This window comes from Roseateles sp., from assembly GCF_039595295.1.
Taxonomy (GTDB): domain Bacteria; phylum Pseudomonadota; class Gammaproteobacteria; order Burkholderiales; family Burkholderiaceae_C; genus Roseateles.
Window position 1 is genome coordinate 91,281 of sequence record NZ_JBCNLU010000019.1, and the last position, 11,709, is coordinate 102,989.

An 11,709-nucleotide genomic window follows, 5' to 3' on the forward strand; every position below is an offset into this window, starting at 1 on the left:
TTTGCTCTCAAGATGACGCACGCATAGCCACGCAAGTCTGCCGGCCGCGACTACCTTTAGCTTCTGACTTCCATGACCACACCCCAGGAACGCTTCCGCACGCTGGCCTGCTTCAACGAGCTGCTCGATCTTGCTTGCGTCGACTCTGAGCTCCCAGAAGCTCTTCGGGCAGGAGCTTGGGCGCTCCGCGGCAGCTTTCCCGATGGCTCTGGACTTTCAGCGCTTGTGGAGTCCGGCCGTCAGGGCCTGCCTACTGAGACCGCCGAAGTACTGCTCGCGGGGGACAAATGGCTCTTCGAACTCGGTCGATGCGAGCTGCTGTCAAATGAGCTGCGCCGCTGGTGGGTATGGATGGACCGCCATTTTCCGACAAGGCGCGACATCCAAGACCAAGTTGAAGCAGCCAACCACCCGCGCAGCACCCTGCGGCCGGGCATCGACTCTTGGATCCAGCCATAGGAGACCACCCAGGCAAGGATCAGCGCAGACATCGTCGACGACCTTCCGTCGAGCTCCGAAGGAAGACGAGATCTGGTTCGTGTCGTTCCCCATTAGCTCGCCGGTTCAGGCCGCGTGCCTTCCTCGGAGCTTTTGGTCCCGAGCGACCCGGCCGCGCACTGCCAGTACCCCGATTCCGGTCAGAGCGCCCCAACTCTCATTGACGGCCTCAATTACCGGTGAAACGCTCAGGCCATCGGTGAGCAGAACAAGTATCAGCGAGCAAATCCCTGCGCCGATGTACGCCGCGAGCAGTTCCCAACTCGCTGGGAGACAGGTTCGCATCCAACGCAGCGCACTCACGTAAAGCACCACGCCTGATACCCCACATACTGCGCGCATGGCAGCGTTCTTCCAACCGATAGGAGCGACCGCGTGCAATGCGAAGGCCCAATCGCCTGTATCGGTGACCGCCGAATACATCAGATACCCGAAGCCCCAGCATGCATTGAACGCGACGAAGAGACTCAGGAGGTCGCGACTCGGCGATCGCCTGTCTGTGCGCGCGACGAAGATGGACCCGATGAGAAAGGCAAGGCAATTCGCCATGGGGCCTGCGACGTCAACCCAGACGCTTCCCGGCGCACATTGAAAGACGGCACTGCTCATCGCAAGGATCTGGCCTCTCATCAGCAAGCATGTGCCGGCATGACCGAACCCCTCATGCGCGATACAGGCCGCAAGAAAGGCCACGGCGCCGAGGAGGCAGCCCCGAAGCAACGATCCAGAGTGCAAATCGCGTCTCCAGTCCGCGGCCGTTGCTCCCTTCGCCATGTTGCTGGTACGTGTCCCGTTCATCCCATCTCTCTCATTAGCCCGGCCGCAGGGTAAGGCATGGTGGGTTAAGCGACCGTGAGATCGCTGCTCACAGATCGAGCCACCTCGCGATCAAGTGCCGGCGGCGTGAAGAGTCCTTGACGTCGCATGCACCGGAAACTGCAGGCGTGCGTCTTGTCCGGCGCTCGTCGGGCCGAATCCAGAGCAAATTGCGCGAGTTGCGTGGTCTGCGCTGAGTCAAAGAATGTGGGCGCGGCCGGCCGCTTCCCAGCTCATGCGGTGCGCTTTGCTCACCGCGTCGTGCCGCGCATCATCCTCTCCGTGGACATAGATGCTGGTGGTGGTCAACGACGCATGCCCGAGCGTGTCGCGCACATGCTTCAGGTCGATCTGATTGGACATGATCGAACCTGCTGTGTGACGCAACCAGTGGGCCGATGCCGCCTCGAGCTTCGCAGCCTGCGCGTCGCCGCGGCCGTCTTGGCGCCACCGCTGAGCGGCGAGCGCAAATATCTCCTTCAGGACGCCGTGAATGGCGCTGCGGGTCAAGGGCTCGGGCCAGTTCGAGTGAGTGGCTCGACGCCAAGCAACAGGGAAGACCAGCGGCGAGGGTTCTGAAGTCTGCGGCAGGTCGGTCAACCCCAGCGATCGGCGGTAGCCCATCAGTTCGACCATCAGCTCCGCGGTGGCCGGGATCAGCCGCTCCTTCTTCCCCTTGCCAGTCGCTTGCAGCCACCAACGCTGATCTCCGCTCTTGGAATCGGAACGCATGAAGAAGTCACCCATGCCATTGCCCACCACTTCAGAGATCCGCAGGCCGCCGAGGAACATCAAGCTAAAAAGCCAGCGGGCCCGCGCGTAGACGGCACATTGCCGAGGCGTCTCCTGCGGCAGCGCCAGAATCGTCTGGCGTACGACCTCCCAGAGGTCGCTTTCGAGAAAGCGCAGGACGCGCACTGGAGGCGCCTTACGTCGGGTTCGACTCAGTGAAAGGGGGTTGCCTGCGAGATACCCGGCCTCGACCAGCCACGACATCATCGAGTTCAACACCACCATGGCCTGGCGGATGCTGGCCTCCGATAGGGGCCCGGCGAACGGTCGCCAGCGTGGATCGCGGCGGCCGGCCTTTCGCCCTGGCGCCATGATCCATTTTTGAGCCGGCTGAGGGTTGGCAAGGAAGCGGCGATAGACAAGCAGGTCCTCGTGGACCAGCGACGACAACGGCTTGTTGCGCTCCGTGAGGGACCAGAGAAAGAGGCGCTCGGCTTCACGGCGAGCGTTGGCCAACGTGTTGGGGCTGTCGGCGAATCGCGCAAGCCAGGCAAGGATGGCGCGCTGGTCCGTGTCGGCGTCGAGTTGCCGGTTACCACCCCGGGATCGATTTGACCCATCCCGCCCCGACAGAGCATCGACCAGGACGATTTCGCCGATGGGCGCGAGCTTGGCGGGCAGCAATTCACCGACTTCATCTTGGTCTGGAGACTCCATGATTTCCCAAACAGTCTTCTTGGAGGAATTTTGACACTATAGAGTTAATGTCAAAACTTCCCAATTCCGCGTTGGAAATCTAACGTATTACGTCATATTATTCTCCATATGAGCACCGAGACCGAGATCCTGTCTGAAGTTGAAGCCCTGAAGGTCAAAGTGAGCGACACACGAACGCTGTACCGCGAGGTCTGCGCGCTCTTGTTCTTCACCTTCGGGATCACGCCGACGGCCAACAAGCTCTACCAGTACGTGCGGCGCGGCTCGATGAACGTGCCGACCGAGGAAGTTGGGAAGTTCTGGGATGACCTGCGACACCGAGCGCGCGTGGACATCGAGCGACCGGACCTTCCCGATCCAGTAAAGGCGATCGCCGCGGAGGCCATCGCCGCGCTGTGGAGACAGGCGACAGAAGCGGCCCGAGATGAACTTGCTGTAGCTCGACTGCAGTACGAGCAGGAAGCGGAGCAGGCCAGAGCAGGTCGCGACGCCGCAGAGCGAGCGGTGGTGGGCATGCATGCGGCGGCAGAGCAGCATCGAGCAGACCTTGAATGCGCCAGAGCTGAGACCGATGCGATGCGCGAAGAACTGGAAGCTGAGCGCCGCGCGCACGCCGGCACGCTGGCAACCATTCAGCAGATGCAACGCCAGCTCGAGGAGGCTTCGAGGCAGCAACAATCGCTTCAGGAAGGGTTTGCGGCCGAGGTGGCCAAGGCTAGGGAAGCGGCTGAAGCCGCCAACGAGCGTGCCGCCGGCGCTGAGCGCCGAGCGCTGAGAGAAATCGAGCAAGAGCGCCAGGCGCGCGCTCGGGCAGATGCCGCAGTAGATGCCGCGCGGGCGAAGTTGGCCGAAGTCGAGACTTCGGGCCGAGAACTGGCGGTCCAGCATGCGGCCAAGGCGACACGGCTGGAGATCGACGCTCACCAAGGCAAATTAGCCTTGGAGGCAGCGGCGAGAGCTCGTGACGGTTTTGCGCGCCGAGTGGCAGACCTTGAGCAGGAACTCGCCAGCTGCCGACAGGAGGTTTCGCGTCACCAAGCGGAAGCTCAAACTTTGCGCGCCCTCGTAGAGCGCCTCACACCGGCGCATGAGGTGGGGTTGGCAGCACGTCGCGCCGGGCGGCGCAAAGCCGAGCCGACTGACAGCTAGAGAGCTTGGGCGCTTCATGCACCTAGCGCTGCCATATCCTTGCCGCCATGCACATCGAATTGCACCGCACGTTCCGGGAACTTCTGGGCAAGGAGCCGGCCGACGACACTCGAACTCTGTACCCGGGCAGCGCGACGATGACGCTGCCGGCGCTGTTGGACGAGCTCCGCGTGGTCATCCTATCCGAAGGGGGGTCGGGCAAGACCGAGGAGATCAAAGAGGCGGCCCGGCGCCTGCGCGCGGAGGGCAGGGCGGCCTTCTTCTTGCGCCTCGAGCACGTGGCGGACGAATTCGAGTCGGCCTTCGTCGAGGGCGATCTGGAGGAATTCCAGAAGTGGCTGGCCTCGACGGATCCAGGTTGGCTGCTGCTCGACTCCGTAGACGAATCACGACTGCGCTCTTCGCAGGACTTCGAACGGGCCATCCGCAAGGTCGCGGCGCGCCTATCGAAGGCGAAGCAGCGCACGCACCTGCTCATCACGGGGCGGACGGCAGCCTGGCGCCCGAAATCCGACCTTGATCTCTGCAGCAGCCTGTTTCCGGTGGCCAATGAGGTCACAGCGGGCGGTGAGAACGAGAAGGGCGATCAGAAGAAGAAGCGGTCCCAGTCCGACGCGTCTCCGTTCAAGGTCGTCACGCTGCAAGATCTGTCCGCGGACCAGATCAAGATCTTCGCGAGCGAGAAAGGCATCGAAGACACGTCGAAGTTCCTGGGTGACATCGACCGGGCCGACGCATGGTCCTTCACCGCCCGGCCGCAAGACCTGATCGAAGTGACCGAGTATTGGCTGGACAAGGGCAAGATCGGCTCGCGGCTGGAGCTCATGCAGAACAGCGTAAAGCGCCGGCTCCAGGAGACCAGCGAGGATCGCATCCAGGCACGGTCGCTGTCGGATTTCGAGGCACTGGAAGGCGCCATGATGATCGCCGGCGCACTTGTGCTGACGCATGCCCAGAACATCCGCGTGCCGGATGCAGGCAATGGCGTGCACGGGCTCGATGCACGCGACGTGTTTAAGGGAAAACACCCTTCCGACCTTGGCGCACTGCTGCAGCGTCCATTGTTCGACCCAGACATCTACGGCACGGTGCGCTTTCATCACCGATCGGTGAAGGAGTACCTGGCGGCGCAGTGGTTCCTCAAGCTGCTTCAGCAGGAGGTCTCACGTCGCAACGTCGAGGAATTGTTTTTCCGGGAGCAGTATGGCCTCGAGGTTGTCGTGCCGTCGATGCGCCCATTGCTGCCCTGGATGGCCATGGCCGACAGTCGCATCCTCGACAAAGTGCGCAGCCTGGCGCCGGAGATCGTCTTCGAAGGTGGGGACCCGGTGCAGCTGCCCGTCGACGTGCGACGCGAGATCCTCGAGCACGTCTGCAAACAGCTGGCCAGCGGCGCGACGCGCCGCTCCATGGCCGACTTTGCAGCTATCCAGCGCTTTGCCGCGCCTGACCTGATCGGTACGGTGCGCCGCTTGGCCAAGAAGTACTCCGACAACGACGAGATCGCCTCGTTCTTGATGCGCATGGTTTGGCAGGGACGTCTGGCCGAAGCGCTACCTGAGGTGATGGCCGTCGCGCGCACGGCGACGGCCGGTCAGTACGCCCGGATCGCTGCGTTCCGTGCCGTTGCCGAGCTGGGTACGTCCAAGGACATGGCTTCGATCCGCGAGGGATTCGCGAAAGAAACCGGTGAGCTGAACCGCAGGTGCATGGCTGACTTGGTCGGCCACATCGCGAAGCCCGATGCGCAGACGCTGGCGTGGCTCCTAGAGTGCATCCCGCGGCTGGTCCAATACGATCAGTACGAGGGCACGGGCCTGTCCGAGCAGTTGTCCGAGTTCTTCGAGCGTGCCGATATGGCCGTGGTGGTCAGCGCGATCGTCCCACTGCAGGCGTTGCTGGCCAAGAAGCCTGTGATCGAGCGGCGGTACTGCGAGGTCTCCCAGCGCTACCAGTGGCTGCGACAGTGCGTCGGCGTGGCTGTGCGCCGCTTGATCAAGGCGCAGGACGCCGCGGCGCTGAAGCGAGCCTCACTCTCAGTGCTCCACGTGCTGCCGATCGACGGGTTCTATAACGTCCGCGCCTTCGACGTGAAGCAGCTCGGTCTGGCCGAGCTGGTGCGCCAGTGGCCGGCTTTGCACTGGGCCCTGTTCTGGCACGTCATCGAGCAAGAGCGAAAGGTCAGGGAGAAGAAGGGTGAGCGCGTCACCGATGCGTGGATGGCACTGTCGGTTGCGTCCTATCTGCATTTCGAGATCCATGACTTCGACGAAGCGGTCCAGGCCATCGCCGAGCGCCCGCTGGCCGATGACAAGGAAGTCGCGCTGACGTTGGCCTATCGGATGTACGTGGGCTCAGATCTCCAGCCCGCGCGCCTCGTGGTGTTGAAGGCAGCCGTCGCCGCTGACAAGCATCTAAAGGCCCGGCTGGACGGCATGCTGAAGCCGCCCAAGAAGGATGCCGCGTGGAAGCGCATGGAGCTTGAGACCAAGCGTGATAGTCGCAAGGCAGCGGCCTACCGCGCTCGCGAGGAAAAAGCCCGGATGGAAGCTCCGGCGAAGCTTGAGCTTCAGCTGGATACGCTGCGCGACCCAGGTTTCAAAAATCCGGCTGACGTGTCCAAGGCGCAGTACTACTTGTTCGACCGGATGCGAAATCTGGACGGGCGCAAGCACTCACGGTGGAGCATCGGCAACTGGCGCGACCTGGAGCCCGAGTTCGGCCCCAAGACACCACAGGCGTTCCGTGACGGCATGGTCCGCTTCTGGCGCCGGTACACGCCGAAGCTCGCGTCTGAAGGTGCAGTGCCGGGGTCCACGCCATTCGCGGACATCTTTGGCTTGGCCGGCCTGACCATCGAGGCCGCGGAAGATCTGACGTTTCCCCGGAACCTGACCTCCGCTGAAGCGGCGGTCGCCTTTCGCTACGCGATGCAGGAGCTGAATGGCTTTCCGCCCTGGTTCGCAGCGCTTTCGTCTGCTCATCCAGACGTCGTGAAGTCGATGGCGTTGACCGAGATCATGTTCGAGCTGCAGAACGACGAAGAGGGTGCGTCCAGCCAGTACATCGTTTCTGATTTGAGCCGTGTCGGCGACTGGATGTGGGACAGTATTGCCCCGGACATCCTCAAGCTGCTGCGCATCCATCCGCCCCAGGGCATTCAACGGTTGCAGCATCTAGTGGACATCGTCTTGGCGTCCAACCTTCCGGACGCGGCACTCGCCGCGATCTCCGCGGAGAAGCTGGCCGCCGACGGCGACCCGAGGCAACTGGCGCTCTGGTCCGCTGTATGGACCGGTGTGGACCCCGATGCCGCCATTGACGCGGTGGAAGGCCATCTGGCGGCGCTGAATGAACAGAAGAAACGCACGGTGTTCACGATGAGCTACGTCACCTACCTGCTCGGTGGGCGACACATGGAATCCCGCATGCGCAAGGCATTCCGGACGCCCGCAGTTTTGAAGCGGTTGTACATCCTTGTCCATGAACACGTGCGTTTCAGCGAGGACGTCGAGCGTGCGGGCAAGGGCGTCTACTCGCCCGGTTTGCGAGACAACGCCCAGGATGCGCGCGAGCGGCTGGTGAACATTCTGGGCGAGATCCCGGGCCGCGATGCCTACCTAGCGTTAAGGGAGATCGCCGAGCGCCACCCAGCACCCAACGCGCGCCCCTGGTTCGCCCTTCGCGCCCGGACCAAGGCGGAGGTGGACAGCGAGCGTCCAGTATGGACCGCTCCGCAGGTCAGCCAATTCGGCGCGGACTACGAGCGCACGCCGGCCAACCACCGCGAGCTATTCGACCTCGCCGTGCTACGTCTGCTCGACTACAAGCATCACCTGGAAGAAGGCAACGACAGCACGGCCAGCGTGGTGATCGCCACTGAGCGAGAGACCGTTCTTCGGAACCAGATCGGCTCGTGGTGCATGGACCGCTCGCGAGGGCGGTACATGATCCCGCAGGAACTGGAACTTCCGGACGCGAAGCGGCCTGACCTTTGGTGGGCTTCAACCGCGTTCAATGGTCCGGTCCCGACCGAGCTGAAGATCGCCGACAATTGGCCTGGGCCCAAGCTGTTTGAGCGGTTGGAGAACCAGCTCGCGGGCGACTACCTGCGCGACAACGCATCCGTGCACGGCATCTACCTGTTGGTCTGGCGCGGTGTCCAAAAGCGCTGGCTGCTACCGAACAAGAAGTGGGTCGACTTCGATGGGCTGGTCAAGGCACTTCAGGACCACTGGGCATCGGTGACAGGGGCCCATCCTCGCGTCGAGGAAATCAAGGTGATCGGCGTCGACCTGACTAAGCGTGCCGTCGCCCCCAATCCGGCCCAGAAGACACCGGCTGCCAAGAAGCGTGCGAAGAAGAAGGCGGTGAAGAAATAGACCTGCCGCCCGCGCTAACGACCTCGGCGAAGTGGCGCGCAGCCATTGGCTGCCGCCCGATTCAGCGGATCACTTGTTCCCGCGCAGCACCCAGTTGTCCGGGCCGTCCCAGGTGATCCGTTCGCGGAACCGGCCCGCGCGGAGTTGCGTGCTGGGGATGACCGAGTCGACGACGCGGATCTGGACTTTGCCGTTCGCATTCACAGGCTGCTGGTTGTGTGTCAACTTGATGCGGACGGGCCAACTGCCCAGAAGCGCCTCTCTTGATCGGTGGTGATCGGTCCGACACAGGCTTCGATTACGACGTCGCCGGACCGCGGCCCGGGTTCACGGTCAGGGGCGGTTGCCGCGCAACTTGGAGGTCCTGAGCCAGTCACCGTTAACGGGGATGCGGGTCAGGGCCACGTCGTAGTTCAGCGCACGCAATGTGCGGGTCGCGTTCTTGAGCGTTACCTTGGAGAAAAAGGGCAGCTCGGCAGGCAAGGCCTTGTTGGTCGCGATGGCATAGATCACGCTGTACTGCCGAGCGTCGGGCCGAGCCTGTGGGTTGGCTAGCCGGCTCGCTGCCGGCAGCTTGGTGTTGAGGCGCTCACGGAACTGCTCGTCCTTCACGAAGGTCTCTGCCGCCACATGCCCCTGCGCAAACAGATGGCTGAGCGTGCTGGAGCTCCGATAGAACTTCACATGGATCAGCGTCCGATGGTCTTTAAGCAGATCGCAAAACTCGATCTTGTCGTAGGAGCCGCCGAGCCGGATGGTGTTCGCGTCAAGGTTGTAGTAGCTGGCGTCCGTCGTGGCCACGTGGACGTTGTAGTCGCCCTCGCTGGCATGCTGGAACTCGGGCAGCGCCAGGTCCCGAATCGAGAGCGTGCGAAGTGACTCGTCGACCTGAGCGGCGAAGGAGGGCTTCACCTTGAGCCAGTTGCCGTTTCTGAGCACGTACGTGGCTTCGTTCTCTCTGATCTCGGCGTTCAGGCACCTATACGCATGCCACACTTTCAGCGGCTGGTGGTTGGCGTCGACCAGGTGGACCCAGTGCTTGCGCAGGCTGTCGACACATAGCGGTTCGCCCGCGGCATGGAGGTGGGCTGTTAGATGGTCCAGGTCCAGGGTGGGGTGCATTGGCGTTCTAGCGCGCAGGTCGAATTGGTAGCCGGCCACGTGCTCCCAGTCCACGATTTCCGGTTCACCCATCCAGAGCATGGCGCCATTGGGCTGGGCGAGCATGTCGTCGAGCACCATGTCGAGCAGTTGCAGGAAATCCGGGTCACGTACGCGCTGAACGTTGTCCACCCAGTCGAATGCGGCCGGCAACTGTGCCCGATAGCGGGTAAGGACGTGCGCCAGCAGCGCGGGTAGGGCGTCGGCTTGCACCGCCAGTTGGATGGTCAACGCGTCCCGCCCCATGACCCGAAGTCCGAGCCGCGGGTCCTGAGACAGGCCCGTAATGGCATATAGCATCTCGGACTCGCCATCGACATCCAAGTCGAAGATGTCCACGCCACGGGAGCTCTGGTTTCTGGAGACGAGCGGCCTATGCGTGTAGGTGGCCTTGTCCAGCGCGCGCAGTTCGTTCGGGTTGACCGAGTTCAGCGTGACGCGCAGACCGAAGTCGCGCTCCACGGCGTCCTGCTGGACAAGGTGTTGTCCCATGCCGAACGAAAGCAGGAACGTCGCATCGGCGGCGCGGTAGATCAGCACGGCGCCGACGCTGTTGGGCCTGCCGAAGGTGTCGTCGGGAACCTCGGGGAGGGCGGTGAACAACCGCGTCCAGGGCGGTTGCTGCCGCACGACATCGGTCTTCACGTAGAGCCGCGCCTGACCATCCCCGATGTCCAGATCGATAGGCGCGTCGGCCTTGTCCAGTTTGATCAGTTCAGGATCCGGCAGGTCCTTGTTTTTGATCAGGTAGATGGACAGGCTCAGCACTTTGGGCTTCGTTGCCAAGCTTCCTCCCCGGCGGGTTGATCCCGCTCATTGAAGCAATTTGATGGTGCCCATCGCGTTCGTCAAGCGTAGTGACGCACAGCGCCAGGAAGAAGTCGCGTTGGCGAGACGGCTCCTCTACCGCCGCGCTGACGACCACTGGCATCGAATCGATTCAGGTGACGTGCGCGCTCATGTCGTAACCGGTTGATTTGAAGAGGACATTCGGCAACGGCGCACTCGGTGCTGTTCAAAGATCGGCGCCCCGCCTCGAACCGGCGGCAGGGTTTTTACGGCGTGACCGGCGGGAGCAGCTTCGTCGTCGCGCAGAGTGCGGCGCTGGGTCTTCGGCGCCCGCCCGGCTCAAGCCAGCTGGCCAGACTCCGGCGCTCCCCAGTGGCGGTCGATTCGGGGCGGTGAAGACCGGTACTTCACAGCATGGGAAGCCCTACACATCCGGCAGCCAGCGGGTGGCGGGACCGAGGTCCTGGGTCCGCCACCACAGAGATCGGCACTGGGTGGGAACAAAATCTAGAAGAAAGGACGAACAAAATTTAGAGAATGGACGGACGCGGACTAGCGCGCCGCTGAACAGCGACCGGGGAGGGCAGTAGAGCAGTGTTGCAAGCTCACTGGCTAGAGCCGCAGCCGCCGATAGCGACGCTGCGAAAGTCGAGCAAGTTGGCGACAGGCACCTTAACTACTTCGTTCTCGTTCGCCCTCACCGTGAACTGCAGTCCCGGATCGAGTCGATTGGAATCACCTCGTCCTCACGTCGCAGGAGGGTTGTCTCGCCGGGCAGGCGATCCGCCGCCGAGTGCAGCCCGGGAAACACCCCGCGCAGCGGCAGGTGGTACGGGTTTCACCTTCCCCCTGTCCGCGCGTGCAATGCGAGCGCCTGGGGCCGCCGTGGGCTGTCCCGCGACACAATGGAGTAATGCAGGGCTGTCGCGGTGAACTAGCAGAATACGGCCGGCGTGCTCCCTCTGAGCTCAGCCGGTTACGATGAGCTAAAGGAGGGCAAGATGACTATCAGCGAGCTGGGGGGCGAGAAGGCCTTCGTTGCATATGCGTCTAAAGATGAGCGTTTGGCCGCGATGATTGCGTCAGGCGTTGCAAAGGCTAATCGAAAGGTCGGAAAGACCATTCAGTATTCGCCATGGCCATTTAACGACATTGCTGGAAATCCACTAATATCACCAATTCTCGAGGGGATAGAAGGGTCCAAATACGTCGTTGCCGACATAACCTATCTGAACCTGAATGTTGTATACGAAGTTGGATATTCAATCGGGAAGTCCCGTCGCTGTTTTCTTGTCAGACATTCCCCGACGGAGGGTGACAAGAGGATTGCACGCGAAGCTGGAATATTCGACACGCTGGGATACGACACATATCGCGACGACGAAGAGCTCGCAAATTCCCTGACTGCGTTTGTTGATCCGAAACCCTTACCTCTCCCTGCCGAATTGGATCGGTTAGCACCAGT

General features: G+C 62.4%; 8 protein-coding genes. 4 read left to right on the top strand and 4 right to left on the bottom strand.

Going from position 1 to position 11,709, the window contains the following annotated elements; all coding sequences use genetic code 11:
• Positions 1 to 72: 72 nt before the first annotated feature.
• Positions 73 to 459 (top strand): hypothetical protein, encoded by a 387-nt coding sequence (locus ABDW59_RS15210; protein WP_343630681.1) that lies wholly within the window; start codon positions 73 to 75, stop codon positions 457 to 459.
• 105 nt (positions 460 to 564) lie between these two features.
• On the opposite strand, the gene ABDW59_RS15215 is transcribed toward ABDW59_RS15210, so the two are convergent.
• Together ABDW59_RS15215 and ABDW59_RS15220 are read right to left on the bottom strand one after the other, a co-directional pair.
• Positions 565 to 1,107 carry a hypothetical protein gene (locus ABDW59_RS15215; protein ID WP_343630682.1) on the bottom strand — a complete coding sequence of 181 codons (543 nt, stop codon included), beginning with the start codon at positions 1,105 to 1,107 and terminating at the stop codon, positions 565 to 567.
• Between the two features lie 405 nt (positions 1,108 to 1,512).
• The gene (locus ABDW59_RS15220; RefSeq protein ID WP_343630683.1) at positions 1,513 to 2,730 is read right to left on the bottom strand and encodes a tyrosine-type recombinase/integrase; all 1,218 of its coding nucleotides are present in this window, start codon (positions 2,728 to 2,730) and stop codon (positions 1,513 to 1,515) included.
• A 141-nt stretch (positions 2,731 to 2,871) separates the two neighbouring features.
• Here ABDW59_RS15220 and ABDW59_RS15225 point away from each other — a divergent pair, with 141 nt between their 5' ends.
• Both ABDW59_RS15225 and ABDW59_RS15230 read left to right on the top strand, forming a co-directional pair.
• Positions 2,872 to 3,912 carry a DNA-binding protein gene (locus tag ABDW59_RS15225; protein WP_343630684.1) on the top strand — a complete coding sequence of 347 codons (1,041 nt, stop codon included), beginning with the start codon at positions 2,872 to 2,874 and terminating at the stop codon, positions 3,910 to 3,912.
• Between the two features lie 47 nt (positions 3,913 to 3,959).
• Positions 3,960 to 8,294 (top strand): hypothetical protein, encoded by a 4,335-nt coding sequence (locus ABDW59_RS15230; RefSeq protein WP_343630685.1) that lies wholly within the window; start codon positions 3,960 to 3,962, stop codon positions 8,292 to 8,294.
• Positions 8,295 to 8,363: 69 nt separating this feature from the next.
• Here the strand turns inward: ABDW59_RS15230 and ABDW59_RS15235 are convergent, their stop codons facing one another.
• Together ABDW59_RS15235 and ABDW59_RS15240 are read right to left on the bottom strand one after the other, a co-directional pair.
• Complete coding sequence (locus ABDW59_RS15235; protein WP_343630686.1) at positions 8,364 to 8,519, bottom strand: hypothetical protein; 156 nt, start codon at positions 8,517 to 8,519, stop codon at positions 8,364 to 8,366.
• 108 nt (positions 8,520 to 8,627) lie between these two features.
• Positions 8,628 to 10,241: a TIGR04141 family sporadically distributed protein gene (locus ABDW59_RS15240; RefSeq protein WP_343630687.1), complete on the bottom strand. Its 1,614-nt coding sequence runs from the start codon at positions 10,239 to 10,241 to the stop codon at positions 8,628 to 8,630.
• 1,004 nt (positions 10,242 to 11,245) lie between these two features.
• Here ABDW59_RS15240 and ABDW59_RS15245 point away from each other — a divergent pair.
• The coding region (locus ABDW59_RS15245) for a hypothetical protein (RefSeq protein ID WP_343630688.1) at positions 11,246 to 11,709 on the top strand (464 nt) is incomplete at its 3' end.